23 protein-coding genes are annotated in these 24,889 nt (G+C 58.2%); 21 read left to right on the forward strand and 2 right to left on the reverse strand.

The annotated features are described in order from the left end of the window. Positions 1–6 precede the first annotated feature (6 nt). Together pcp and nei are read left to right on the forward strand one after the other, a co-directional pair. Entirely contained in the window at positions 7–651 is a 645-nt protein-coding gene (gene pcp / locus IT763_RS05570; protein WP_206195239.1) for a pyroglutamyl-peptidase I, read from the forward strand. 54 nt (positions 652–705) lie between these two features. Continuing rightward, positions 706–1,497, forward strand: a complete 792-nt coding sequence (nei, locus tag IT763_RS05575; protein ID WP_176063571.1) for an endonuclease VIII — start codon at positions 706–708, stop codon at positions 1,495–1,497. 59 nt (positions 1,498–1,556) lie between these two features. Here nei and IT763_RS05580 read toward each other — a convergent pair whose 3' ends face one another. Further along, positions 1,557–2,849 carry a citrate synthase gene (locus tag IT763_RS05580; protein ID WP_016928730.1) on the reverse strand — a complete coding sequence of 431 codons (1,293 nt, stop codon included), beginning with the start codon at positions 2,847–2,849 and terminating at the stop codon, positions 1,557–1,559. Between the two features lie 728 nt (positions 2,850–3,577). Between IT763_RS05580 and sdhC the strand changes: the two genes are divergently transcribed. The 8 genes from sdhC to sucD all read left to right on the forward strand — a co-directional run bounded on the left by sdhC (position 3,578) and on the right by sucD (position 13,334). After that, on the forward strand, positions 3,578–3,967 hold the full coding sequence (gene sdhC / locus IT763_RS05585; RefSeq protein ID WP_004939893.1) for a succinate dehydrogenase cytochrome b556 subunit: 390 nt from the start codon (positions 3,578–3,580) through the stop codon (positions 3,965–3,967). Next, positions 3,961–4,308 carry a succinate dehydrogenase membrane anchor subunit gene (sdhD, locus tag IT763_RS05590; RefSeq protein ID WP_004939891.1) on the forward strand — a complete coding sequence of 116 codons (348 nt, stop codon included), beginning with the start codon at positions 3,961–3,963 and terminating at the stop codon, positions 4,306–4,308. The genes sdhC and sdhD overlap by 7 nt, the downstream gene beginning before the upstream one ends. Beyond that, the gene (gene sdhA / locus IT763_RS05595) at positions 4,309–6,075 is read left to right on the forward strand and encodes a succinate dehydrogenase flavoprotein subunit (RefSeq protein ID WP_015376974.1); all 1,767 of its coding nucleotides are present in this window, start codon (positions 4,309–4,311) and stop codon (positions 6,073–6,075) included. It begins immediately after the preceding gene. A gap of 16 nt (positions 6,076–6,091) precedes the next feature. Then, a complete protein-coding gene (locus tag IT763_RS05600; protein ID WP_015376975.1) occupies positions 6,092–6,808 on the forward strand; it encodes a succinate dehydrogenase iron-sulfur subunit in 717 nt (238 codons plus the stop codon). 275 nt (positions 6,809–7,083) lie between these two features. Beyond that, positions 7,084–9,891 carry a 2-oxoglutarate dehydrogenase E1 component gene (sucA, locus tag IT763_RS05605; protein WP_025301881.1) on the forward strand — a complete coding sequence of 936 codons (2,808 nt, stop codon included), beginning with the start codon at positions 7,084–7,086 and terminating at the stop codon, positions 9,889–9,891. A gap of 64 nt (positions 9,892–9,955) precedes the next feature. Next, positions 9,956–11,173, forward strand: a complete 1,218-nt coding sequence (gene odhB / locus IT763_RS05610) for a 2-oxoglutarate dehydrogenase complex dihydrolipoyllysine-residue succinyltransferase (RefSeq protein ID WP_015376977.1) — start codon at positions 9,956–9,958, stop codon at positions 11,171–11,173. Between the two features lie 122 nt (positions 11,174–11,295). Further along, the gene (sucC, locus tag IT763_RS05615; RefSeq protein ID WP_015376978.1) at positions 11,296–12,462 is read left to right on the forward strand and encodes an ADP-forming succinate--CoA ligase subunit beta; all 1,167 of its coding nucleotides are present in this window, start codon (positions 11,296–11,298) and stop codon (positions 12,460–12,462) included. Then, entirely contained in the window at positions 12,462–13,334 is an 873-nt protein-coding gene (gene sucD, locus IT763_RS05620) for a succinate--CoA ligase subunit alpha (RefSeq protein WP_004939878.1), read from the forward strand. The genes sucC and sucD overlap by 1 nt, the downstream gene beginning before the upstream one ends. Before the next feature lie 72 nt (positions 13,335–13,406). Here the strand turns inward: sucD and IT763_RS05625 are convergent, their stop codons facing one another. Further along, positions 13,407–15,305 (reverse strand): bifunctional UDP-sugar hydrolase/5'-nucleotidase, encoded by a 1,899-nt coding sequence (locus IT763_RS05625; RefSeq protein ID WP_049300327.1) that lies wholly within the window; start codon positions 15,303–15,305, stop codon positions 13,407–13,409. Between the two features lie 682 nt (positions 15,306–15,987). On the opposite strand from IT763_RS05625, the gene cydA reads away from it, so the two are divergent. The 11 genes from cydA to cpoB all read left to right on the forward strand — a co-directional run bounded on the left by cydA (position 15,988) and on the right by cpoB (position 24,888). Continuing rightward, positions 15,988–17,556: a cytochrome ubiquinol oxidase subunit I gene (gene cydA / locus IT763_RS05630; RefSeq protein ID WP_206195240.1), complete on the forward strand. Its 1,569-nt coding sequence runs from the start codon at positions 15,988–15,990 to the stop codon at positions 17,554–17,556. Between the two features lie 14 nt (positions 17,557–17,570). Continuing rightward, positions 17,571–18,710: a cytochrome d ubiquinol oxidase subunit II gene (cydB, locus tag IT763_RS05635; RefSeq protein ID WP_016928727.1), complete on the forward strand. Its 1,140-nt coding sequence runs from the start codon at positions 17,571–17,573 to the stop codon at positions 18,708–18,710. Between the two features lie 17 nt (positions 18,711–18,727). Further along, positions 18,728–18,841, forward strand: coding sequence for a cytochrome bd-I oxidase subunit CydX (gene cydX, locus IT763_RS05640; protein ID WP_004939868.1), 114 nt, complete (start codon positions 18,728–18,730; stop codon positions 18,839–18,841). Further along, entirely contained in the window at positions 18,841–19,137 is a 297-nt protein-coding gene (gene ybgE, locus IT763_RS05645; RefSeq protein ID WP_004939866.1) for a cyd operon protein YbgE, read from the forward strand. Before cydX ends, ybgE begins: the two co-directional genes overlap by 1 nt. A gap of 130 nt (positions 19,138–19,267) precedes the next feature. Continuing rightward, positions 19,268–19,672 (forward strand): tol-pal system-associated acyl-CoA thioesterase, encoded by a 405-nt coding sequence (gene ybgC / locus IT763_RS05650; protein WP_004939863.1) that lies wholly within the window; start codon positions 19,268–19,270, stop codon positions 19,670–19,672. Further along, positions 19,669–20,352 carry a Tol-Pal system protein TolQ gene (gene tolQ / locus IT763_RS05655; RefSeq protein WP_004939862.1) on the forward strand — a complete coding sequence of 228 codons (684 nt, stop codon included), beginning with the start codon at positions 19,669–19,671 and terminating at the stop codon, positions 20,350–20,352. The genes ybgC and tolQ overlap by 4 nt, the downstream gene beginning before the upstream one ends. A 12-nt stretch (positions 20,353–20,364) precedes the next feature. Next, the gene (tolR, locus tag IT763_RS05660; protein WP_004939859.1) at positions 20,365–20,793 is read left to right on the forward strand and encodes a colicin uptake protein TolR; all 429 of its coding nucleotides are present in this window, start codon (positions 20,365–20,367) and stop codon (positions 20,791–20,793) included. Between the two features lie 81 nt (positions 20,794–20,874). Continuing rightward, positions 20,875–22,098, forward strand: a complete 1,224-nt coding sequence (gene tolA / locus IT763_RS05665; protein WP_016928724.1) for a cell envelope integrity protein TolA — start codon at positions 20,875–20,877, stop codon at positions 22,096–22,098. A gap of 133 nt (positions 22,099–22,231) precedes the next feature. Then, positions 22,232–23,524: a Tol-Pal system beta propeller repeat protein TolB gene (gene tolB / locus IT763_RS05670; protein WP_004939856.1), complete on the forward strand. Its 1,293-nt coding sequence runs from the start codon at positions 22,232–22,234 to the stop codon at positions 23,522–23,524. Between the two features lie 44 nt (positions 23,525–23,568). After that, positions 23,569–24,084 carry a peptidoglycan-associated lipoprotein Pal gene (gene pal, locus IT763_RS05675; RefSeq protein WP_004939853.1) on the forward strand — a complete coding sequence of 172 codons (516 nt, stop codon included), beginning with the start codon at positions 23,569–23,571 and terminating at the stop codon, positions 24,082–24,084. Positions 24,085–24,093: 9 nt separating this feature from the next. Then, entirely contained in the window at positions 24,094–24,888 is a 795-nt protein-coding gene (cpoB, locus tag IT763_RS05680; protein WP_004939852.1) for a cell division protein CpoB, read from the forward strand. Position 24,889 lies beyond the last annotated feature (1 nt).

The following is a 24,889-nucleotide window of genomic DNA, read 5'->3' on the forward strand; positions in this document are numbered from 1 at the left end:
GTAAGGATGCAAAAAGTATTGATCACCGGCTTCGAGCCGTTTGGTGGTGAGCGCCTCAATCCCTCTTGGGAAGTGGTGAAGCAGCTCAACGATATGGAACTGGTCGGCACGCGCATTGTGGCGCGCCAGCTGCCGTGCGTGTTCGGCGCGGCGCTGGAGGCGCTCAACGCGGCGATCGACGAGGTGCAGCCGGTGATGGTACTGGCTATCGGCCAGGCCGGCGGCCGCACCGACATCACGATTGAACGGGTGGCGATCAACGTCGACGACGCGCGTATCCCCGACAATCAGGGGCAGCAGCCGGTGGACGAACCGATCGTCGCCGGCGGTCCGGCGGCTTATTTCAGCACCTTGCCGATCAAAGCGATGGTGAGTTCGATGCGCGAGGCCGGCATTCCGGCAGCCGTTTCGCAGACTGCCGGCACCTACGTGTGCAACCATGTGATGTATGGGCTGCTGCACAGTTTGAGCGGCCAACGCGAGGTGAAGGGCGGTTTTATCCATATCCCGTATTTGCCTGAGCAGGCGGCGGCGCACCCCGGCGCGCCGAGCATGGCGGCTTCGACGGTGCTGTTTGCGCTGGAGCTGGCCGTTTCCATCGCTTTGCAGGTGGAACACGATCTGAAAGTGGTGGGCGGCGCGACGCATTAATCAAGAACACTCCCGGCGCACCGGGTTGCGCCGGGTCTACGCAAGGAGTGGTCTATGCCGGAAGGACCGGAGATCCGCCGGGCGGCGGACAAACTGGCGGCGGCGGTGATCGATCAGCCGCTGACCGCCGTCGATTTCACTTTTCCCCAGTTGAAGCACTACCGCCAGCGTTTGCTCGGCGAGCGCATCGTCGCCATCGAGCCGCGCGGCAAGGCGCTGCTGACCCATTTCTCCAACGGGCTGACGATGTACAGCCATAACCAGCTGTATGGCGTGTGGAAAGTGGCGGCGGCGGGGGAGACGCCGGAGACCAAACGCGAACTGCGGGTGCGGCTGGAAACCGCCCGCAGCGCGATATTGCTCTACAGCGCTTCCGACATTACCCTCGGGCCGCGCGAGGAAATAGAACAACACCCGTTTTTGCAACGCATCGGCCCCGACGTGTTGGACATGTCGCTGACGGTGGATGAGGTGCAGGAGCGTTTGCTGACGCCGCGTTTTCGTCGCCGGCAGCTGGGTGGCATGCTGCTCGACCAGGCGTTTCTTGCCGGATTGGGCAACTATCTGCGCGCCGAAATCCTGTGGCAGGCCGAGTTGGCGCCGCAGCACAAACCGCAGGATCTGGCGCCAGAGGCGCTGCGGCGCCTGGCGGAGGCGTCGCTGGCGGTGCCGCGCCTTTCCTACCAGACGCGCGGGCAGGCGGATGACAACCGGCATCACGGCGCGCTGTTTCGCTTCAAGGTGTTTCATCGCAGCGGTGAGCCGTGCGAACGCTGCGGTGGGATGATCGTGCGTACCGACCTGTCGTCGCGGCCGTTTTATTGGTGCCCGGGCTGCCAGAAATAACCAAAAAAAAAACGCCGCCCGAAGGGGCGGCGCTGTACGGTTTCAGCCAGGAAAGTGGCTTACTTGTTTTTCAGCTGGGATTTGAAATCACGCTCGGCATAGCCGGTGTACAGCTGACGCGGACGAGCAATTTTGATGCCTTCGTCGTGCATTTCGTTCCAGTGGGCGATCCAGCCGATGGTGCGCGCGATGGCGAAGATCACGGTGAACATGGAAGAAGGAATGCCCATCGCCTTCAGGATGATGCCGGAGTAGAAGTCGACGTTCGGGTACAGTTTCTTCTCGATGAAGTACGGGTCGTTCAGCGCGATGTGTTCCAGCTCCATCGCCACCTGCAGCAGGTTGTCGTCCTTCTTGTTCAGCTCTTTCAGCACTTCGTGACAGGTTTCGCGCATCACGGTGGCGCGCGGATCGTAGTTCTTGTACACGCGGTGGCCGAAGCCCATCAGGCGGAAGGAGTCGTTCTTGTCCTTGGCGCGCTTGATGAATTCCGGAATGTGCTCGACGGTCTTGATCTCTTCCAGCATTTTCAGCGCCGCTTCGTTGGCGCCGCCGTGCGCCGGCCCCCACAGGGAGGCGATGCCGGCCGCGATGCAGGCGAACGGGTTGGCGCCGGAAGAGCCGGCGGTGCGCACGGTTGAGGTAGAGGCGTTCTGCTCATGGTCGGCGTGCAGGATCAGGATGCGGTCCATGGCGCGTTCCAGCACCGGGTTCACCACGTATTCTTCGCACGGAGTGGCGAACATCATGTGCAGGAAGTTGCCGGCGTAGGACAGATCGTTGCGCGGATAAACGAACGGCTGGCCCAGGGAGTATTTGTAGCACATCGCGGCCACGGTCGGCATTTTGGACAGCAGGCGGAACGCGGTGATTTCACGGTGACGCTCGTTGTTGACGTCCAGCGCATCGTGGTAGAACGCCGCCAGCGCGCCGGTCACGCCGCACAGCACTGCCATCGGGTGCGAGTCGCGGCGGAAGCCACGGAACAGATGGGTGATCTGGTCGTGGATCATGGTATGGCGGGTTACGGTGGTCTTGAAGGTTTCGAATTCTTCCGGCGTTGGGGTCTCGCCGTACAGCAGGATGTAGCACACTTCCAGGTAGGAAGATTCTTTCGCCAGCTGCTCGATAGGGAAGCCGCGGTGCAGCAGCACGCCTTTGTCGCCGTCGATGAAGGTAATCTTGGATTCGCAAGAAGCGGTGGAGGTAAAGCCGGGATCAAATGTGAAATAACCTTTGGAACCCAGGGCGCGGACATCGAGGACATCAGGGCCCAGTGTCGGTGTCAATACGCCCAGTTCGATCGGAGCTTCGCTGTCGTTAATGGTTAGCGTCGCTTTCTTATCAGTCATTTACTGTCTCCTTAGCGCCTTATTTTAAAAACCACTAACAACTGAAATACCTTAAATCTCTGCAGGTTGCCCGCAAAAAATGGTGCGGACGCTAACTCTGTGATCGACTGCGCAACTGTGCGCGGGTAGGGTACAGAGTGCTGACCAGGCGAACGAGACGGGTGACCAGTTGTTAACGATTCAGAGTAATTCGTTATAGTCTGTTAATCTTACCTATGAGCTGTTCGAAGAGATGTGAACCTATCCCAATAATCTGTTTTTATGTGCTTTATTTGCTTTTGACGCCGGCAAACTCGAGCGGGAAACAACGGCTATTGGGATAGGTTCGCCAAATACACTGTTGCATAACTCGAACCCGGGAGGAAGTGTATCTGCTGACCCATAGCGCATCATAGGACCGTTTGTGCCCCTATATGTAATGGAAATGTTGATCTCTTGTCAAATCAGATAATTAATTTTGCACTAATTGTGAAATCCGTGATCTGAATCACTGTTCGGGGGAAATGTTATCAAAGCGGTTGTATGAGAATTGTAATCAGAATGTGATCCTCCTATACTGCCGCCAGGTCTCCGGATTACCCTGAAGTAGGAGCACCCAGCGTTATAAATGCGCGCCGTTTGAGCACAGAGGATGTTGATGTTTGAGCGCGTGACGTGTAAGGGTTTTAGGCTCTTAACGCTGTCTGATCCCCGCCCAGGCCCGGAGGAAGGAAAATAATAAGAGCTGTGTGGGCAAATACGTGAAAAAACAACGACCTGTCAACTTGGATCTGCAAACGATCCGGTTCCCCGTAACTGCGATAGCGTCTATCTTACACCGAGTCTCTGGCGTAATTACCTTCGTTGCCGTGGGTATCCTCCTCTGGCTGCTGGGCCTGTCACTCTCTTCCCAAGAGGGGTTCCTGCAGGCGGCCGCCATCATGAATAGCTTCATCGTCAAATTCATATTCTGGGGCATCCTCACGGCGCTGGCCTATCACATTTGCGGTGGCATCCGTCACTTGTTAATGGATTTTGGCTACATCGAAGAGAGTTTGGCCGCCGGTACCCGTTCCGCCCAGGTGGCGATCGGTCTGACCGTCGTGCTGTCAGTTCTGGCTGGAGTCCTCGTATGGTAAACAACGTTTCTGCATTAGGGCGCAACGGCGTGCACGATTGGCTGCTGCTGCGTGCTTCCGCGATCATCATCACCCTGTACGTCCTGTATATCCTGGGCTTTTTCGTCACGGCTCCGGAACTCACTTATGACATCTGGCGCGGTTTCTTCGCCACTTCCATTACGAAAGTGTTCACTCTGCTGACCTTGCTGTCGATTCTGGTGCACGCCTGGATCGGGCTGTGGCAGGTGCTGACGGACTACGTCAAGCCGCTGGCGGTTCGCCTGGTGTTGCAGCTGGCTGTCGTGGTCGCGTTGCTGGTCTATTTACTGTACGGAACAATCGTAGTGTGGGGTGCTTAAATGAAACTGCCAGTCAGAGAGTTTGATGCCGTCGTAATCGGCGCCGGCGGTGCGGGCATGCGTGCCGCGCTGCAAATTTCCCAAGCGGGCTCGACCTGTGCCCTGCTGTCCAAAGTTTTCCCGACCCGTTCCCATACCGTGTCCGCACAGGGCGGCATTACCGTCGCGCTTGGCAACAGCCACGAGGACAACTGGGAATGGCATATGTACGACACGGTGAAAGGTTCCGACTATATCGGTGACCAGGACGCCATCGAATATATGTGTAAAACCGGCCCGGAAGCGATTCTGGAACTGGAACACATGGGCCTGCCGTTCTCTCGTCTGGACGACGGCCGCATTTATCAGCGCCCGTTCGGCGGCCAGTCGCTGAACTTCGGCGGCGAGCAGGCGGCGCGTACCGCAGCCGCAGCCGACCGTACCGGCCATGCGCTGCTGCACACCCTGTACCAACAAAACCTGAAAAACCACACCACCATCTTCTCCGAGTGGTATGCGCTTGATCTGGTGAAAAACCAGGACGGCGCGGTGGTCGGCACCACGGCTATCTGCATCGAAACCGGTGAAGTGGTTTACTTCAAAGCCAAGGCCACCGTGCTGGCGACCGGCGGCGCAGGCCGCATTTACCAGTCCACCACCAACGCCCACATTAACACCGGCGACGGTGTCGGCATGGCGCTGCGCGCCGGCGTGCCGGTGCAGGACATGGAAATGTGGCAGTTCCACCCGACCGGCATCGCCGGCGCGGGCGTGCTGGTGACCGAAGGCTGCCGCGGCGAAGGCGGTTACCTGCTGAACAAGCACGGCGAGCGCTTCATGGAGCGTTATGCGCCGAACGCCAAAGATCTGGCGGGCCGCGACGTGGTTGCCCGTTCGATCATGATCGAAATTCGCGAAGGCCGCGGCTGCGACGGTCCTTGGGGCCCGCACGCCAAGCTGAAGCTGGATCACCTGGGCAAAGAGGTGCTGGAATCCCGTCTGCCGGGCATTCTGGAACTGTCCCGCACCTTCGCGCACGTCGATCCGGTGAAAGAGCCGATCCCGGTTATCCCAACCTGTCACTATATGATGGGCGGCATTCCGACCAAGGTGACCGGCCAGGCGCTGACCGTGAACGAGAAGGGCGAAGACGTGGTGATCCCGGGGCTGTTCGCCGTGGGCGAAATCGCCTGCGTATCGGTGCACGGTGCCAACCGCCTGGGCGGCAACTCGCTGCTCGACCTGGTGGTGTTCGGCCGTTCCGCCGGCATGCACCTGCAGGAATCGCTGGAAGAGCAGGGCGTGAGCCGTGACGCCAGCGACTCCGACGTGGAAGCCTCGCTGGACCGTCTGAATCGTTGGAACAACACCCGTTCCGGCGAAGACCCGGTCGAAATTCGCAAAGCGCTGCAGTCTTGCATGCAGCACAACTTCTCGGTATTCCGCGAAGGCGATGCGATGGCCAAGGGCCTGGAAGAACTGAAAGTGATCCGTGAACGTCTGAAGAACGCACGCCTGGACGATACCTCCAGCGAGTTCAACACCCAGCGCATCGAATGTCTGGAGTTGGATAACCTGATGGAGACCGCGTATTCCACCGCCGTGTCGGCCAACTTCCGTACCGAGAGCCGTGGCGCGCACAGCCGCTTCGACTATCCGGAACGCGATGACGCCAACTGGCTGTGCCATTCGCTGTATCTGCCGCAATCGGAAAGCATGACGCGTCGTGAAGTGAACATGCAACCGAAGCTGCGCCCGGCATTCCCGCCGAAAGTGCGTTCTTACTAATTGCGGAGATCGACAGATGAAACTCGAATTTTCCATTTATCGCTACAATCCGGATGTCGACGACGCGCCGCACATGCAGGATTACACCCTGGAAGCGGAAGAAGGTCGCGACATGATGCTGCTGGATGCGTTGATCCAGCTGAAAGAAAAAGACCCGACCCTGTCGTTCCGTCGCTCATGCCGCGAAGGCGTGTGCGGTTCCGACGGCCTGAACATGAACGGTAAAAACGGCCTCGCGTGCATCACTCCGGTTTCGTCGCTGCGCAAAGGCAACGGCAAGATCGTGATCCGTCCGCTGCCGGGCCTGCCGGTAGTGCGCGATCTGGTGGTGGATATGGGCCAGTTCTATACCCAATATGAAAAGATCAAGCCATACCTGCTGAACGACGGCAAGAACCCGCCGGCGCGCGAGCACCTGCAATCGCCGGAGCAGCGCGCCAAGTTGGACGGTCTGTACGAGTGCATCCTGTGCGCCTGCTGTTCAACCTCTTGCCCATCGTTCTGGTGGAACCCGGACAAGTTCATCGGCCCAGCCGGTCTGTTGGCGGCGTATCGCTTCCTGATCGACAGCCGTGACACGGAAACGCAAGAACGTTTAGATGATCTGGACGACGCTTTTAGTGTTTTCCGCTGCCATAGCATTATGAATTGTGTCAGTGTATGCCCTAAAGGCTTGAACCCGACGCGTGCGATCGGGCATATCAAGTCCATGCTGCTGCAACGCGGCGCATAAACGGAATGAGATGCTGCGCCGGGCTCTTTTCCGGCGCACATCCCATAGGGGAGGGAACCTCTAAAAACTGACCCGCGGCTGCGGCGCTATGCAGCCTGGTTCTTCCGCCGGTTTTTAGAGGTTCCTTGTAAGGGACCGCAAGGTCCATAACAGAACGTATCGGGCCGTCATGGCCGCAAGTACGTCGAGTGAACCGTTTTACGGCAAACCGTATTCATCACGGTAATTATGTTAACCACGGCGAAAACTAAAGCTTCAAAGCTTAAGGGATCATGATGCAGAACGGCGCAATGAAGGCCTGGCTGGATTCCTCCTATCTGGCGGGCGCGAACCAGTCTTACATAGAGCAGCTCTATGAAGACTTCTTAACCGATCCGGGTTCCGTTGAAGATAGCTGGCGTTCCATTTTTCAACAGCTACCAACCGCGGGTGTCAAACCCGATCAGCTTCACTCTCAAACGCGCGATTACTTCCGCCGCCTGGCGAAAGACTCCGCGCGCTACAACACCACCATCACCGATCCGGAAACCGACGCCAAACAGGTCAAGGTACTGCAGCTGATCAACGCCTTCCGCTTCCGCGGGCATCAGCATGCCAACCTCGATCCGCTTGGCCTGTGGCAGCGCGAGCAAGTTCCTGACCTTGATCCCGCTTACCACAACCTGACCGAAGCCGATTTCCAGGAAACCTTCAACGTGGGCTCTTTCGCCATCGGCAAAGAAACCATGAAGCTGGGCGATCTGTACGCCGCGCTGAAGCAGACCTATTGCGGGTCGATCGGTGCTGAGTACATGCACATCACCAACACCGAAGAGAAACGCTGGATCCAGCAGCGTATCGAGTCGGTGGTGGGGCGCGCCAGCTTTACCGCCGACGAAAAACGCCGTTTCCTGAACGAGCTGACCGCGGCGGAAGGCCTGGAACGTTACCTGGGCGCCAAATTCCCGGGCGCCAAACGCTTCTCGCTGGAAGGCGGCGACGCGCTGGTGCCGATGCTGAAAGAGATGGTGCGCCACGCCGGCAAGAACGGCACGCGCGAAGTGGTGTTGGGCATGGCCCACCGCGGCCGTCTGAACGTGCTGATCAACGTGCTGGGCAAAAAGCCGGCCGATCTGTTCGACGAATTCGCCGGCAAGCATAAAGAACACCTCGGCACCGGTGACGTGAAATATCACCAGGGCTTCTCTTCCGACGTGGAAACCGAAGGCGGCATGGTTCACCTGGCGCTGGCGTTCAACCCGTCGCACCTGGAGATCGTCAGCCCGGTGGTCATGGGGTCGGTTCGCGCCCGTCGCGATCGTCTGGACGAAGCGCGCAGCAACATGGTGCTGCCGATCACCATCCACGGCGACGCCGCCATCACCGGCCAGGGCGTGGTTCAGGAAACCCTGAACATGTCTCAGGCCCGCGGCTACGAAGTGGGCGGCACCGTGCGTATCGTCATCAACAACCAGGTTGGCTTCACCACCTCCAACCCGCTGGATGCGCGCTCTACCGAATACTGCACCGACATCGCCAAAATGGTTCAGTCGCCGATCTTCCACGTTAATGCGGACGATCCGGAGGCCGTGGCCTTCGTCACCCGCCTGGCGTTGGATTTCCGTAACACCTTTAAGCGTGACGTGATGATCGATCTGGTCTGCTACCGTCGCCATGGGCACAACGAGGCCGACGAGCCGAGCGCCACCCAGCCGGTGATGTATCAGAAGATCAAGAAACACCCTACGCCGCGCAAAATCTATGCTGACGTGCTGACCGAGCAGAAAGTGGCCAGCCTGGAAGATGCCACGGAAATGGTCAACCTGTACCGCGACGCGCTCGACCGCGGCGATTGCGTGGTTGAAGAGTGGCGTCCGATGAACCTGCACTCCTTCACCTGGTCACCGTACCTGAACCACGAGTGGGACGAAGAGTACCCGAGCAAGGTTGAGATGAAGCGCCTGCAGGAGCTGGCACGCCGCATCAGCACCGTGCCGGAAGCGATCGAAATGCAGTCGCGCGTGGCGAAAATCTACGCTGACCGCGCCGAGATGGCCGCAGGCAACAAGCCGTTCGACTGGGGCGCCGCCGAAACGCTGGCCTACGCCACCATGGCGGATGAAGGCATTCCAATCCGCATCTCCGGCGAAGACGCCGGCCGCGGCACCTTCTTCCACCGTCACGCGGTGGTGCACAACCAGAAAAACGGTTCGGTCTACGTTCCGCTGGCGAATATCCACAGCGGCCAGGGCGAATTCAAGGTTTGGGACTCCGTACTGTCTGAAGAAGCGGTGCTGGCGTTCGAATACGGCTACGCCACGGCGGAACCGCGTACGCTGACCATCTGGGAAGCGCAGTTCGGCGACTTCGCCAACGGCGCGCAGGTCGTTATCGACCAGTTCATCAGCTCCGGCGAGCAAAAATGGGGCCGTATGTGCGGCCTGGTGATGCTGCTGCCGCACGGCTATGAAGGCCAGGGCCCTGAGCACTCTTCCGCGCGTCTGGAACGCTATCTGCAGCTGTGCGCAGAGCAGAACATGCAGGTGTGCGTCCCGTCTACGCCGGCGCAGGTTTACCATATGCTGCGTCGTCAGGCGCTGCGCGGTATGCGCCGTCCGTTGGTGGTGATGTCGCCGAAGTCGCTGCTGCGCCATCCGCTGGCGATTTCTTCGCTGGACGAGCTGGCCAACGGCACCTTCCTGCCGGCGATCGGCGAGATCGACGACTTGGATCCGAAAGCGGTCAAGCGCGTCGTGCTGTGCTCCGGCAAGGTCTACTACGACCTGCTGGAACAGCGTCGCAAGAACGAGCAGAAAGACGTGGCCATCGTGCGCATCGAGCAGCTGTATCCGTTCCCGCATCAGGCCGTGCAGGCCGTGCTGGAGCAATACTCGCACGTGCATGATTTCGTCTGGTGTCAGGAAGAGCCGCTGAACCAGGGCGCCTGGTACTGCAGCCAGCACAACTTCCGTGAAGTGGTGCCGTTCGGGGCTTCTTTACGTTACGCAGGACGTCCGGCCTCCGCCTCTCCGGCGGTGGGCTATATGTCCGTACACCAGAAGCAGCAGCAGGCTCTGGTGAACGACGCGCTGAATATTGACTAATGTTCGCTCGCTTGCCGGCCGTGGGGCCGGCAAGCAGATGATAAAAAACTTAAGGGAAAGCTAAATGAGTAGCGTAGATATTCTGGTTCCTGACCTTCCTGAATCGGTTGCCGATGCGACCGTAGCCACCTGGCACAAAAAGCCGGGCGACAGCGTGCAGCGTGATGAAGTCCTGGTTGAAATCGAAACCGACAAAGTGGTGTTGGAAGTGCCGGCCAGTGAAGCGGGTATTCTCGATGCTATCGTGGAAGAAGAGGGCGCGACCGTACTGTCTCGCCAGCTGCTCGGCCGCATCCGCCCAGGCGACAGCTCCGGCAAACCGACCGCCGAGAAGAGCCAGGAGAAAGAGTCCACGCCTGCACAGCGCGCGACCGCGAGCCTGGAAGAAGAAAGCAATGACGCGCTCAGCCCGGCGATTCGACGCCTGATCGCCGAACACGACCTCGATGCAGGCGCCATCAAAGGCACCGGCGTGGGTGGCCGCATCACGCGTGAAGACGTGGAAGCGCACCTGGCCAAAGGCGGCGCCGCCGCCAAACCGGCCGCCGCCGCTGAAGCCGCACCGCAGCCTGCTCTGGCCGGCCGTAGCGAAAAACGCGTGCCGATGACTCGCCTGCGCAAACGCGTCGCTGAGCGTCTGCTGGAAGCGAAGAACAGCACCGCGATGCTGACCACCTTCAACGAAATCAACATGCAGCCGATCATGGATCTGCGCAAGCAGTACGGCGAAGCCTTCGAGAAGCGTCACGGCGTGCGTCTGGGCTTCATGTCCTTCTACATCAAGGCGGTGGTTGAAGCGCTGAAGCGCTTCCCGGAAGTGAACGCGTCGATCGACGGTTCCGACGTGGTTTACCACAACTACTTCGACATCAGCATCGCGGTTTCTACCCCGCGCGGCCTGGTGACGCCGGTACTGCGCGATGTGGACGCCATGAGCATGGCTGACATCGAGAAGAAAATCAAAGAGCTGGCCGTTAAGGGCCGCGACGGCAAACTGACCGTGGAAGAGCTGACCGGCGGTAACTTCACCATTACCAACGGCGGCGTATTCGGCTCCCTGATGTCCACTCCGATCATCAACCCGCCGCAGAGCGCCATCCTGGGCATGCACGCCATCAAAGATCGCCCAATGGCGGTCAATGGTCAGGTGGTGATCCAGCCGATGATGTATCTGGCGCTGTCTTATGACCACCGCCTGATCGACGGTAAAGAATCCGTCGGTTATCTGGTGACGGTCAAAGAGATGCTGGAAGATCCGGCTCGTCTGCTGCTGGACGTCTAGTAACCCTTGCCGGGCGCGGCGTGCCGCGCCCGCACTCTGTGCTATGTGGCCGGAAAACCATGCGGTTTACCGCGTAATAATGGTCCGGCTAAAAACCTTCAGAACTGAATGGATAGAACATCATGAATTTACACGAATATCAGGCAAAACAGCTGTTTGCTCGGTATGGCATGCCGGCACCGACCGGTTACGCCTGTACCACTCCGCGTGAAGCAGAAGAAGCCGCATCCAAAATCGGCTCCGGCCCGTGGGTGGTGAAATGTCAGGTTCATGCTGGCGGCCGCGGTAAAGCGGGCGGCGTTAAAGTCGTCAACAGCAAAGAAGATATCCGTGCTTTCGCGGAAGCCTGGTTGGGCAAGCGTCTGGTGACTTACCAGACTGACGCGCTGGGCCAGCCGGTTAACCAGATCCTGGTTGAAGCGGCGACCGACATCGATAAAGAACTGTACCTGGGCGCCGTCGTAGACCGCGCGACCCGTCGCATCGTATTCATGGCGTCTACCGAAGGCGGCGTGGAAATCGAGAAAGTGGCGGAAGAAACCCCTGAACTGATCCACAAAATGACCATCGATCCGCTGGCGGGTCCACAGCCTTATCAGGGCCGTGAGCTGGCCTTCAAACTGGGCCTGACCGGCAAGCAAGTCAGCCAGTTCGCCAAGATCTTCATGGGCCTGGCGACGCTGTTCCTGGAGCGCGACCTGGCGATGGTTGAGATCAACCCGCTGGTGATCACCAAGCAGGGCGATCTGGTGTGCCTGGACGGCAAACTGGGCGCCGACGGCAACGCCCTGTTCCGTCAGCCTGAACTGCGTGAAATGCGTGACCCTTCTCAGGAAGATGAGCGTGAATCCCGTGCGGCCCAGTGGGAGCTGAACTACGTTGCCCTCGACGGCAACATCGGCTGCATGGTGAACGGCGCAGGTCTGGCGATGGGCACCATGGACATCGTTAAACTGCACGGCGGCGAGCCGGCCAACTTCCTGGACGTAGGCGGCGGCGCGACCAAAGAGCGCGTGACCGAAGCGTTCAAAATCATCCTGTCCGACGACAAGGTGAAAGCGGTTCTGGTTAACATCTTCGGTGGTATCGTTCGTTGCGATCTGATCGCCGACGGCATCATCGGCGCAGTGGCTGAAGTGGGCGTTAACGTCCCGGTCGTGGTGCGCCTGGAAGGGAACAACGCCGAACTGGGCGCCAAGAAACTGGCGGACAGCGGCCTGAATATCATTGCTGCGACCAGCCTGACTGATGCGGCTCAGCAAGTTGTTGCAGCAGTGGAGGGTAAATAATGTCCATCTTAATCGATAAAAACACCAAAGTAATTTGCCAGGGCTTCACCGGTAGCCAGGGGACTTTCCACTCCGAACAAGCTATCGCTTACGGCACCAAAATGGTTGGCGGCGTCACCCCAGGCAAAGGCGGCACTCAGCACCTGGGTCTGCCGGTGTTCAACACCGTGCGCGAAGCGGTTGAAGCGACCGGCGCGACGGCCTCCGTCATTTACGTTCCAGCGCCGTTCTGCAAAGACTCCATTCTGGAAGCGATCGATGCCGGCATCAAATTGATCATCACCATCACCGAAGGCATCCCGACCCTGGACATGCTGACCGTGAAAGTGAAGCTGGACGAAGCCGGCGTGCGCATGATTGGGCCGAACTGCCCTGGCGTGATCACCCCGGGCGAGTGCAAAATCGGCATCATGCCTGGCCACATCCACCTGCCGGGCAAAGTGGGCATCGTTTCCCGCTCCGGCACCCTGACCTATGAAGCGGTGAAACAAACCACCGATGCCGGTCTGGGCCAGTCCACCTGTGTGGGCATCGGCGGCGACCCGATCCCGGGCTCCAACTTCATCGATATCCTGAAGATGTTCCAGCAGGATCCGCAGACCGAAGCGATCGTGATGATCGGTGAGATCGGCGGCAGCGCTGAAGAAGAAGCGGCAGCTTACATCAAAGAACACGTCACCAAACCGGTTGTGGGTTACATCGCTGGCGTGACCGCGCCGAAAGGCAAACGCATGGGCCACGCGGGCGCCATCATCGCCGGCGGCAAAGGCACGGCGGACGAGAAGTTTGCTGCGCTGGAAGCGGCGGGCGTGAAAACCGTTCGCAGCCTGGCGGACATCGGCGACGCGGTAAAAGCGGTGCTGAAGCGCTAAGATCTTAGTACGAAATAATAATATCTCGACATGTTTGGCCACCCATTGGGTGGCCTTTTTTATGGGCGAAGATCAGAAATCGTTGAGTGCTTTGATCAGCGCGATCCGATCCTGCAGGCGGCGCTGTTGTACCGGATCCACGGCAGTTTGCCGCTGTTGATCCAGCGAGGTGAGGGCGGTGCGGTAATCGTCGGCGTTGCGGAACAGCGCGTCTTTGACGTTGATCGAGGCGACGTTGGTGTAGCGCCCGTCGTCGGTAGTCGGTACCTGGATAACGCCTTCATTAAGCAGCCGTTTGACGATCGCCCGCTGCGGTTCGTATCCTTCCATGCCAACCAGTTTCCAGCGCTGCGGCGGCACGCCCTGGTATTGGCCGTGTTTCACTTCCGTCAGGTAGCGCAGGGCCAGGTGGCGAATGGTGCCTTCTTCTTCACCGTATTGCGCTTTGCTGTCGAACAGCACCGGGAAGGATTGCCCTTCCAGCGCGCCGCCCTTTTGCGTCAGGTGGCCCATGCGGTAACTGTTCATGCCCAGACGGATCGGCATGTCGTCGGTGACCGGCGTGCCGTCTGCCAGGCGCAGATCGACGATGCGCGAACCGGCGGGTTGGCGCAGATCGATGGTATAGGTGACGCCATCGAAGAAATCGTTGGTGGAATATTTGGACGAACGCCGCGCCGGGTTAAAGCTGTAGGTGACGTCGCCCGGCTGCAGCTGATTGAAGTAGCCGGCGGACCACTCCATATAGCGTTTAAGCGCTTTACCGGTAAGCTGATAAACGGTGATCTCGCCGCCGGCGTATTGGTAGTTGAAGGCGATGTCCTTGGCCTTGATGTCGCCGACGTCCAGTTTGGCGCGATCGTTGTCAATCTGCAGAGCGATCACCTGCGCCAGCGGTGCGTAGTGACGGGCGGCCTGCTGGAACAGCGCGCTGATGCCGGTATCCTGCACGTGCACCTGAGGAATGCCGCGGAACTCGTCGGCAGGCACCAGATCGCTGCCGCTCAGCTTCGCCACCACCCGGTTGGCGTTGGCGCGCAAAATGTCATGATACGGCTGGTAGAGAGCCTGCATGGCGCTGTCCGGCGTCAGCCCTTTGATCGGGTAGGTGTAGCTGTTTTTGTCGATCAGCGTGAATTTGCCATCGCGGCGTTCAAATTGCAGATCGATGCGTGACAGCGCGCGGCCGTATTTGTCCGGTTCGGTGATGATGACGCCGTTGACCACCGCCTTGTCGATCTTCACATGCATGTGGCCGGCGACGATCGCCGCCAGTTCCGGGTTGGCGTTGGCAATGTCGGCCACGCCGGTGCCCGGGCGCTGGTTCTCGTTGTCGATGCCCATATGCGCCACCAGTACGATGGCATCGACCTGACCGTCGATTTGTTTGATGACCTGTTTCACCGCCTGCACCGGATCGGTGAAGTTCAGTCCTTTGATGCGATCGGTGCCCTTGGCGAATTCAGCGGTCATCGGCGTGTCCATGCCGATAATGCCGATCTTCACGCCCTGGCGTTCGAGGATGGTGTAGGCCGGCAGATAAGGCTTGCCGTTGTCCCAGACGATGTTGCCCGCCAGCGCCGCGCCCTTGAACTGCTTGAGCGGGGTGGCCAGCACCGGCAGGCCGAAGTCGAACTCGTGATTGCCCATCACCCAGACGTCGTAGTTGAGCGCGTTGAGGCCCAGCATCATCGGGCTGACGGCCTCATGCTTGAAGGTTTCAACGAAGTTGCCCTGAATAGTGTCGCCGGCGTCCACCAGGATCAGGTTAGGCTGCTCGGCGCGTACCTTTTTGACCTGAGTGGCTATCTGGCTCAGGCTGCCCGCCAGGTTTTCCGTGTCGCTGGCGTAGTCCCAAGGCACGAAGGTACCGTGCAGATCGGAGGTGCCCAGCAGGGTGATGTTTACCGTTTCGGCGGCCATGGCGTTTCCCGAGAGTCCCAAGACAGAGGCAAAGATGATTTTTTTCATAACTTATTGTCACTCAATGCAATTTTAACATAAGCGGTCATTTTGCTACAAAATCGCAACCTTTACGATCCCATCGCGAGAAATAGACTAATATTGGAGAGAGATTTGTTGTTTTGTGACTGCAATCACTGTCACGGCTTAATGGAAATAAAAGGTTAATTATGTCGCAGAATAAGCGCGTAATAATACAATGGCGGCCCTTTTAAATTACATTTATTTAACACAAAAATATCATTAAAAAACAATTAAACCATTGCGCAACATGCCCTCAAGAAAAATAGGCGAAATGTGCTGATGAATATGGAAATAATATGCGGATAGGCTTAAATTGTCTCAGATCAAATTAGCCCGAAGTACCTCTTTCGGCTAAGATTTGACCTGTAACCAAAAGTCCAACCCACGTCACGTAAAAACCTATTTATTGTGTGGGATTGGGCGAGTATCATCCATGTTGTGATTATGGATGGTTGATCTTGTTGCATTTGTTACCCGTTGTCGGTTTTCAGTGGCGTGCTTGTCGACGGCCCGAGAGGCTATTGGCGAGTGTGCGGTTGAAAGCGGAGAAGCTGGATCAAATTTGTTGTGTTTAAGGGCATTCACTGCGGGGCGTTACTGGCGGCTTTGAAAGAAGCATGCCGATAACCGCGTGTCGGAGTCTTCCTGCGAGGAGCAAGGAGTCAAGATGTTTGATATTGTCGAACTGTCGCGCTTACAGTTTGCTTTAACGGCGATGTACCATTTCTTATTTGTCCCATTAACGCTCGGTATGGCGTTCTTGCTGGCAATTATGGAAACGGTATATGTCCTGTCTGGCAAACAAATCTATAAAGACATGACCAAATTCTGGGGAAAGTTATTTGCGATTAACTTTGCTCTGGGTGTGGCCACCGGTTTGACCATGGAGTTCCAGTTCGGGACTAACTGGTCGTATTTCTCTCATTACGTCGGCGATATCTTCGGGGCCCCACTGGCTATCGAAGGTCTGATGGCGTTCTTCCTTGAATCGACGCTGGTCGGCCTGTTCTTCTTCGGCTGGGATCGTCTGAGCAAGGTGCAGCACATGGCGGTAACCTGGTTCGTGGCCCTCGGCTCCAACCTGTCCGCGCTGTGGATCCTGGTCGCCAACGGCTGGATGCAGAACCCGATCGCGTCGGATTTCAACTTCGAAACCATGCGCATGGAGATGGTCAGCTTCTCCGAGCTGGTGCTTAACCCGGTTGCACAGGTGAAATTCGTTCACACCGTGGCTGCAGGTTACACCACCGGCGCCATGTTCGTGCTGGGCATCAGCTCCTACTATCTGCTGAAGGGCCGCGACATCGCTTTCGCCAAGCGCTCCTTCGCCATCGCCGCCAGCTTCGGCATGGCTGCGGTGCTGTCGGTGATCGTGCTGGGTGACGAATCCGGTTACGAAATTGGCGACGTACAGAAAACCAAACTGGCCGCCATTGAAGCGGAGTGGGATACCCAGCCGGCGCCGGCGTCCTTCACCCTGTTCGGCATTCCCGATCAGGACAAGATGGAAAACTCCTTCTCTATTCAGATCCCGTATGCGCTTGGCCTGATCGCCACGCGTTCCACCGACACGCAGGTCACCGGCCTGAAAGATCTGCTGGCGCAACATGAAGTGCGCATCCGCAACGGCATGAAAGCCTACCAGCTGCTGGAAGAGCTGCGCGGCGGCAATACCGATCCTGCGGTGCGTGCGGAATTCAACAAAACCAAGCAAGACCTGGGCTACGGCATGCTGCTGAAGCGTTATACCCCGAACGTCAGCGACGCGACGGAAGCGCAGATCCAGCAGGCGACCAAGGACTCCATTCCACGCGTGGCGCCGCTGTACTTCGCCTTCCGCATCATGGTGGCCTGTGGCGTGCTGATGCTGCTGATTATCGGCCTGTCCTTCCTGAGCGTGGTGCGCGGCCGCATCGGCCAGAAAAAATGGCTGTTGCGTGCGGCGCTGTATGGCCTGCCGCTGCCGTGGATCGCGGTGGAAGCTGGCTGGTTCGTGGCGGAATACGGCCGTCAACCGTGGGCGATTGGTGAGGTGCTGCCGACCGCAGTTGCCAACTCTTCGCTGACCGCGGGCGACATTCTGTTCTCGATGGGGCTGATTTGCGGCTTGTACACCCTGTTCCTGGTGGCTGAAATGTACCTGATGTTCAAGTTTGCGCGTCTGGGTCCAAGCAGCCTGAAAACCGGCCGCTACCACTTTGAACAACCGACTGCCGCCGTGCAGGAAGCGCGCTAAACAGGAGTCCACGTATGTTTGACTATGAAGTACTGCGATTTATCTGGTGGGTGCTGGTTGGCGTACTGCTGATCGGCTTCGCCGTCACCGACGGTTTCGACATGGGCGTCGGCATCCTGGTGCGCATCATCGGTAAAACCGATACCGAGCGCCGGGTGATGATCAACTCCATCGCTCCGCACTGGGACGGTAACCAGGTGTGGCTGATCACCGCCGGCGGCGCGCTGTTCGCCGCCTGGCCGATGGTCTACGCAGCGGCCTTCTCGGGCTTCTACGTCGCCATGATCCTGGTGCTGGCGGCCTTGTTCTTCCGCCCGGTCGGTTTTGACTACCGTTCCAAGCTGGAGAGCACCCGCTGGCGCAACATGTGGGACTGGGGCATCTTCATCGGTTCCTTCGTGCCTGCATTGGTGTTCGGCGTGGCGTTCGGCAACCTGCTGCAGGGCGTGCCGTTCCATGTGGACGAGTACCTGCGTCTGTTCTACACCGGCAACTTCTTCCAACTGCTGAATCCGTTCGGTCTGTTGGCAGGCGTGGTCAGTCTGACCATGCTGGTCACTCAGGGCGCGACTTACCTGCAGATGCGCACCACCGGCGAGATCCACCTGCGGTCACGCGCCGCAGCGCAGATCGCGACGCTGATCATGGCGGTATGCTTCCTGCTGGCGGGCGTGTGGCTGGTGAAAGGCATCGACGGCTACGTGATCACTTCGGCGCTGGACACCATGGCGGAATCCAACCCGCTGCGTAAAGAAGTGGCGCATCAGGCCGGCGCATGGCTGATCAACTTCAACAAGTATCCGCTGCTGTGGGCGTTGCCTGCGCTGGGCGTGGTGCTGCCGTTGTTCACCATCCTGTTCTCGCGTCTGGAGAAAGGCGCGCTGGCGTTCGTCACCTCGTCGCTGACCATCGCCTGCGTCATCCTCACTGCCGGGGTCACCATGTTCCCGTTCGTGATGCCGTCCAGCACCGTGCCTAACGTCAGCCTGACCATGTGGGACGCGACCTCGAGCCTGTTGACGCTGAAAGTGATGACCGTCGTGGCGGCGATCTTCGTGCCTATCGTTTTGGCGTACACCAGCTGGTCGTACTACAAAATGTTCGGTCGCCTCGACAAGAATTACATCGAAAACAACAAGCATTCGCTGTACTAAGGATAAGGAGCTAAACCATGTGGTATTTTGCCTGGATTCTCGGAACGCTTCTTGCCTGCGCCTTCGGCATCATCACGGCGCTGGCGCTTGAGCAGAGCGAAGCGACCAAAGCTCAGCAAGACGGTAAGTGATGAGCTCGTCCGTGATTGACAAGCTGTACGCTGTCACCGACAAGGGCCCGGTTCGGGCCCTTTCCCTGGTGCTGGCGTTGATTTTGGCGGGGTGCGTGTTCTGGGATCCGACGCGTTTCGCCGCCAAAACCAGCTCGCTGGAGATTTGGGAAGGGCTGTTGCTGATTTGGGCCGTATGCGCCGGGGTGATCCACGGTTTCGGATTCCGCCCGCAGCGCAGCGTCTGGCGCGCTTTTTTCGCGCCGCTTCCCGCAATTGTGATCTTGTGCGCAGGATTACTTTACGTTTCTTTATAATCTCCCCGATGTCCCCACGTTATGGGCCCTCACGGCCCATAATTATTTTCATTCCCATCTTGTAACCCATTCCCAACCCGATCCGTCTTGCGTATAGTAGCAGCGTTAAATTGCATTGCTGGGAAGTAGAGTGAGTAATACGTTGTTTCGATGGCCGGTTCGCGTTTACTACGAGGATACCGATGCCAGTGGTGTGGTCTATCACGCCCGCTACGTCGCCTTTTTTGAAAGAGCGCGCACAGAGATGCTGCGTCAGCACAACTTTCATCAACAGCAGCTGCTCAGTGAACAAGTCGCTTTTGTCGTCCGGCGCATGACGGTGGATTATCTGGCTCCGGCTCGTCTCGACGAGCAACTGGAGGTCCAGAGTGAAATCACCTCTCTGCGCGGGGCTTCTCTCACGTTTGCTCAACGCATTGTCAATTCTGACGGGGCCCTACTGAGCCAGGCAGATGTCCTGATTGCCTGTATTGATCCACACCAAATGAAGCCAAGAGCGCTTCCTAAGTCTATTGTCGCGGAGTTTAAGCAGTGACTGACATGAACATCCTAGATTTATTCTTGAAGGCGAGCCTGCTGGTTAAGCTTATCATGTTGATTTTGATATGCTTCTCGGTAGCCTCCTGGGCGATCATCATTCAGCGCACCCGCATCCTCAATGCGGCGACGCGCGACGCCGAAGCCTTTGAAGACAAATTCTGGTCCGGTATCGAGCTTTCCCGTCTGTACCAGGAAAGTCAGGCGCGTCGCGATAGCCTGACCGGTTCCGAGCAGATCTTCCATTCCGGTTTCAAAGAGTTCGCCCGCCTGCACCGCGCCAACAACCATGCGCCGGAGTCGGTGATCGAAGGGGCGTCGCGCGCGATGCGCATTTCGATGAACCGCGAGCTGGAAACGCTGGAAACCCATATTCCGTTCCTCGGCACCGTCGGTTCGATCAGTCCGTACATCGGTCTGTTCGGCACCGTGTGGGGGATCATGCACGCCTTTATCGCGCTGGGCGCGGTGAAGCAAGCCACGCTGCAGATGGTGGCGCCGGGTATCGCCGAAGCGCTGATCGCCACCGCGATCGGTCTGTTCGCCGCCATCCCGGCGGTAATGGCCTATAACCGTCTCAACCAGCGCGTCAACAAGCTTGAGCAGAATTACGACAACTTTATGGAAGAGTTCACCGCTATTCTGCATCGTCAGGCCTTCTCCAGCGACAGCAAATAAGTAGGAGGTAGCATGGCGAGAGTACGTGGACGTAGTCGGCGCGAGCTGAAGTCCGAAATTAACATCGTTCCGCTGCTCGACGTGTTGCTGGTGCTGCTGCTGATCTTTATGGCAACTGCGCCAATCATCACGCAGAGCGTGGAGGTTGACCTGCCGGACGCCACCGATTCCAAAACGGTGTCCAGCGATGACAATCCGCCGGTGATCCTTGAGGTTTCCGGCGTAGGTCAATACACCCTGGTGGTGGATCACAACCGTATGGAGCTGCTGCCGCCTGAACAAGTCGCGGCCGAAGCCAAGTCGCGTTTGGCGGCTAACCCGAAAACGGTCTTTTTGATCGGCGGTGCGAAGGAAGTCCCTTACGATGAGATTATCAAGGCATTGAATATTCTCCATCAGGCGGGCGTAGCTTCCGTGGGGCTGATGACCCAGCCGATCTGACCGTAAGGCGAACGGCAACCCGGTTCCTGCGCTGCGGCCCAGGAACCCCGTATAAGCAACACCAGTTTTTGGGAATCTATTTTGGTAAAGGCAACTGAGCAAAACGATAAGCTGAACCGCGCCGTTATTGTTTCGGTCGTTCTGCACTTCATACTGATTGCCCTGCTGATTTGGGGATCGCTGCAGGAAAAGGTCGACATGAGCGCCGGCGGCGGCGGCGATGGTTCTGTAGTGGGCGCGGTAATGGTCGATCCCGGCGCGGTGGTGGAACAGTACAACCGCCAGCAGCAGCAGAGCAACGATGCGCAGCGTGCCGAGAAGCAGCGCCAGAAAAAAGCGGAGCAACAGGCCGAAGAGCTTCAGCAGAAGCAGGCGGAGCAACAGCAGCGCCTGAAAGAGCTGGAGAAAGAGCGTTTGGCGGCGCAGGAGAAAGCCGCGCAGGACGCCAAAGCGCAGGCTGAGCAACAGCAGAAGGCGGCGGAGCAGCAGAAGCAGGCCGCCGAGCAGCAAAAAGCGGCGGAGGCCGCTGCAGCGAAAGCCAAAGAGCAACAGAAGGTCGCCGAAGCCGCCGCCGCCAAGGCGAAGGCCGAAGCGGACAAGGTCGCCAAGGCGCAGGCGGACGCGCAGAAGAAAGCCGAAGCGGAAGCCAAGAAAGAAGCGGCCGCTGCCGCCGCCGCCAAGAAACAGGCGGAAGAGGCGAAGAAAGCCGCCGCCGCTGCCGCAGAGCAAAAAGCTGCAGAGGCTGCGGAGAAGAAAGCGGCTGCTGAAGCCGAGAAAAAAGCCGCAGCGGAAGCCGAGAAGAAGGCTGCCGCCGAGGCAGAGAAGAAAGCGGCCGCCGCTGAGAAAGCTGCGGCAGCCAAGAAAGCTGCTGCAGAGAAGAAAAAAGCCGCCGCCGAGGCTGCGAAGCAATCGGCGGAAGTTGATGACCTGTTTGGTGGCCTGGCGGACGGCAAGAACGCGCCGAAAGGTGGCGGCAAGCAGAAGGGTGACGGTAAACCGGCTGGCCAGGGCAATGCCAAAACGGCTGGCGCCAGCGGGGCGGAAATCAATGGCTATCTTGGCCAGATTACCGCTGCGATTCAAAGCAAGTTCTACGATGCGGATCTGTACAAGGGCCGTAAATGTGACCTGCGAATCAAGCTGGCGCCGGACGGTTTTCTGGTAGACGTTAAATCTGAAGGGGGCGATCCGGCACTGTGTCAGGCGGCGATAGCCGCGGCGAAACAGGCGAAGATCCCGAAACCGCCAAGCCAGGCGGTGTATGAGGTGTTTAAGAATGCTCCCCTTACGTTCAGGCCGGAATAATGGTTGTTTGAGCTGAGTAAGATCACAGGGATGTACTAAGGTAACCAACAGGGATTATGTAGTTTTACGTAAGTTGGTTTGTTAAAATTCTGCTAATTTATCGCAGGCATCCCGCCTGGATAAGGGAGATGAGATGAAGCAGGCATTTCGAGTAGCGCTAGGTTTTTTAATTCTGTGGGCGTCCGTGTTGCACGCGGAAGTTCGCATTGAAATCACCCAAGGGGTCGACTCCGCTCGTCCGATTGGCGTGGTGCCGTTTAAGTGGGCGGGTCCAGGCACGCCGCCGGAAGATATCGGCAAGATTGTCGGCGCGGATCTGCGCAACAGCGGCAAATTCAACCCGATCGACGTGGCGCGCATGCCGCAGCAACCGACTTCCGCGTCTGAAGTGACGCCGGCGGCCTGGACTGCATTGGGCATCGACGCCGTGGTTGTCGGCCAGGTTCAGCCTGGCGCCGACGGCAGCTACCTGATCTCCTACCAGTTGGTGGATACTTCGGGTTCGCCGGGCACCGTATTGGCGCAGAACCAGTATAAAGTGACCAAACAGTGGTTGCGTTATTCTGCACATACCGCCAGCGACGAAGTGTTCGAGAAGCTGACCGGCATCAAGGGCGCGTTCCGCACCCGTATCGCCTACGTGGTGCAGACCAACGGCGGGAAATTCCCGTACGAGCTGCGCGTAGCGGATTACGACGGTTACAACCAGTTCACGGTGCACCGTTCGCCTGAGCCGCTGATGTCGCCGGCCTGGTCGCCGGACGGCAGCAAACTGGCTTACGTGACCTTCGAGAGCGGCCGTTCCGCGCTGGTGGTGCAAACCCTGGCTAACGGCGCCATCCGCCAGATCGCTTCGTTCCCGCGCCACAACGGTGCGCCGGCGTTCTCGCCGGACGGCAGCAAGCTGGCCTTCGCGCTGTCCAAGAGCGGCAGCCTGAACCTGTACGTGATGAACCTCGGCTCCGGCCAGATCACGCAGCTGACCGATGGCCGCAACAACAACACCGAACCGACCTGGTTCCCGGATGGCCAGTCTCTGGCGTTTACCTCCGACCAGGGCGGGCGTCCGCAGATTTATAAAATCAGCGCCAGCGGCGGTGCCGCACAGCGTCTGACATGGGAAGGCTCTCAGAACCAGGATTCTGAAGTCAGCTCCGACGGTAAATTCCTGGTGATGGTGAGCACCAACAGTGGTGCACAACACATCGCCAAACAAGATCTTGGATCGGGCGCCGTTCAGGTTTTGACCGGCACCTTCCTGGATGAAACGCCTAGTATTGCGCCAAACGGCACCATGGTGATCTATAGCTCCACGCAAGGTATGGGCTCCGTGCTGCAGTTGGTGTCAACTGATGGGCGTTTCAAAGCGCGTCTTCCGGCAACTGATGGACAGGTCAAATTCCCTGCCTGGTCGCCGTATCTGTGATGCATGTGTAAATATGTATGGCAAACTATAAAAGGATCAAAGAAATGCAACTGAACAAAGTGCTGAAAGGGCTTCTGCTGGCACTGCCAGTTCTGGCTGTAGCAGCTTGTAGTTCTAACAAAAGCGCGAACAACGACCAATCTGGTATGGGCGCTGGCGCCGGCACTGGTATGGAAAACGGCAGCAGCAACCTGTCTTCCGAAGAACAAGCTCGTCTGCAGATGCAAGAACTGCAGAAGAACAACATCGTTTACTTCGGCCTGGACAAGTATGACGTAAGCTCCGAATTCGCTCAGATGCTGGACGCGCACGCTGCATTCCTGCGTAACAACCCGTCTTACAAAGTGACCGTTGAAGGCCACGCTGACGAACGCGGCACGCCGGAATACAACATCGCTCTGGGTGAGCGTCGTGCTAACGCCGTTAAAATGTACCTGCAGGGTAAAGGCGTTTCCGCTGACCAGATCTCTATCGTTTCTTACGGTAAAGAAAAACCAGCAGTACTGGGCCACGACGAAGCGGCTTATGCTAAAAACCGTCGTGCCGTTCTGGTTTACTAAGAGAATCGCATGAACAGTAACTTCAGACGTCACCTGTTGAGTCTGTCGTTACTGGTTGGCGTAGCGGCCCCTTGGGCCGCTACTGCCCAAGCGCCAATCAGTAATGTCGGCTCCGGCTCGGTCGAAGACCGCGTCACCTCGCTTGAGCGCATCAGCAATGCTCAAGGCCAGCTTTTAAACCAACTCCAGCAACAACTCTCTGACAATCAACGCGACATTGATTCTCTCCGTGGGCAAATCCAGGAAAGCCAGTATCAGTTGAATCAGGTCGTTGAACGCCAGAAGCAAATCTATCAACAGATGGATAGCCTCAGCCAGGGCGGCGCTCAGAGCGCCTCTGCGGCAGCGGGCGCTGCCGGCGGGGCAGCCGCAGGCGCATCTTCCGATGCGGGCAGCAGCGCGCCTGCAGCCGCTTCTGCAACGCCGAGCGGCGGTGATGAGAACAGCGACTACAACGCCGCTGTTTCTCTGGCGCTGGAAAAAAAACAGTATGACCAGGCGATTTCCGCCTTTCAGTCCTTCGTAAAACAGTACCCGAAGTCTACTTACCAGCCCAACGCCAACTATTGGCTGGGCCAGTTGTTCTACAACAAGGGTAAAAAAGACGATGCGGCCTATTATTTTGCGGTGGTGGTGAAGAATTACGCTAAATCACCGAAGGCGCCGGACGCCATGTACAAGGTGGGTATCATCATGCAGGAAAAAGGGCAGGCCGATAAAGCCAAGGCCGTGTTCCAGCAGGTGATCAAACAATACCCAACCAGTGCGGCGGCCAAGCAGGCGAAAAGTCGCGTAGGCGGTTAAC

The organism is Serratia sp. CMO1 (assembly GCF_015689115.1).
GTDB classification, from domain to species: domain Bacteria; phylum Pseudomonadota; class Gammaproteobacteria; order Enterobacterales; family Enterobacteriaceae; genus Serratia; species Serratia marcescens.

What these genes read in the sequence shown, in the direction of transcription:
- IT763_RS05600 (WP_015376975.1), top strand. Translation starts at nt 6,092, where the DNA reads ATGAAACTCGAATTTTCCATTTATCGCTACAATCCGGATGTCGACGAC.
- cydX (WP_004939868.1), top strand. Translation starts at nt 18,728, where the DNA reads ATGTGGTATTTTGCCTGGATTCTCGGAACGCTTCTTGCCTGCGCCTTC.
- odhB (WP_015376977.1), top strand. Translation starts at nt 9,956, where the DNA reads ATGAGTAGCGTAGATATTCTGGTTCCTGACCTTCCTGAATCGGTTGCC.
- IT763_RS05580 (WP_016928730.1), bottom strand. Translation starts at nt 2,849, where the DNA reads ATGACTGATAAGAAAGCGACGCTAACCATTAACGACAGCGAAGCTCCG.
- pal (WP_004939853.1), top strand. Translation starts at nt 23,569, where the DNA reads ATGCAACTGAACAAAGTGCTGAAAGGGCTTCTGCTGGCACTGCCAGTT.
- sdhD (WP_004939891.1), top strand. Translation starts at nt 3,961, where the DNA reads ATGGTAAACAACGTTTCTGCATTAGGGCGCAACGGCGTGCACGATTGG.
- tolB (WP_004939856.1), top strand. Translation starts at nt 22,232, where the DNA reads ATGAAGCAGGCATTTCGAGTAGCGCTAGGTTTTTTAATTCTGTGGGCG.
- sucD (WP_004939878.1), top strand. Translation starts at nt 12,462, where the DNA reads ATGTCCATCTTAATCGATAAAAACACCAAAGTAATTTGCCAGGGCTTC.
- cpoB (WP_004939852.1), top strand. Translation starts at nt 24,094, where the DNA reads ATGAACAGTAACTTCAGACGTCACCTGTTGAGTCTGTCGTTACTGGTT.
- ybgE (WP_004939866.1), top strand. Translation starts at nt 18,841, where the DNA reads ATGAGCTCGTCCGTGATTGACAAGCTGTACGCTGTCACCGACAAGGGC.
- sdhA (WP_015376974.1), top strand. Translation starts at nt 4,309, where the DNA reads ATGAAACTGCCAGTCAGAGAGTTTGATGCCGTCGTAATCGGCGCCGGC.
- IT763_RS05625 (WP_049300327.1), bottom strand. Translation starts at nt 15,305, where the DNA reads ATGAAAAAAATCATCTTTGCCTCTGTCTTGGGACTCTCGGGAAACGCC.
- tolR (WP_004939859.1), top strand. Translation starts at nt 20,365, where the DNA reads ATGGCGAGAGTACGTGGACGTAGTCGGCGCGAGCTGAAGTCCGAAATT.
- cydB (WP_016928727.1), top strand. Translation starts at nt 17,571, where the DNA reads ATGTTTGACTATGAAGTACTGCGATTTATCTGGTGGGTGCTGGTTGGC.
- cydA (WP_206195240.1), top strand. Translation starts at nt 15,988, where the DNA reads ATGTTTGATATTGTCGAACTGTCGCGCTTACAGTTTGCTTTAACGGCG.
- sucA (WP_025301881.1), top strand. Translation starts at nt 7,084, where the DNA reads ATGCAGAACGGCGCAATGAAGGCCTGGCTGGATTCCTCCTATCTGGCG.
- pcp (WP_206195239.1), top strand. Translation starts at nt 7, where the DNA reads ATGCAAAAAGTATTGATCACCGGCTTCGAGCCGTTTGGTGGTGAGCGC.
- nei (WP_176063571.1), top strand. Translation starts at nt 706, where the DNA reads ATGCCGGAAGGACCGGAGATCCGCCGGGCGGCGGACAAACTGGCGGCG.
- sucC (WP_015376978.1), top strand. Translation starts at nt 11,296, where the DNA reads ATGAATTTACACGAATATCAGGCAAAACAGCTGTTTGCTCGGTATGGC.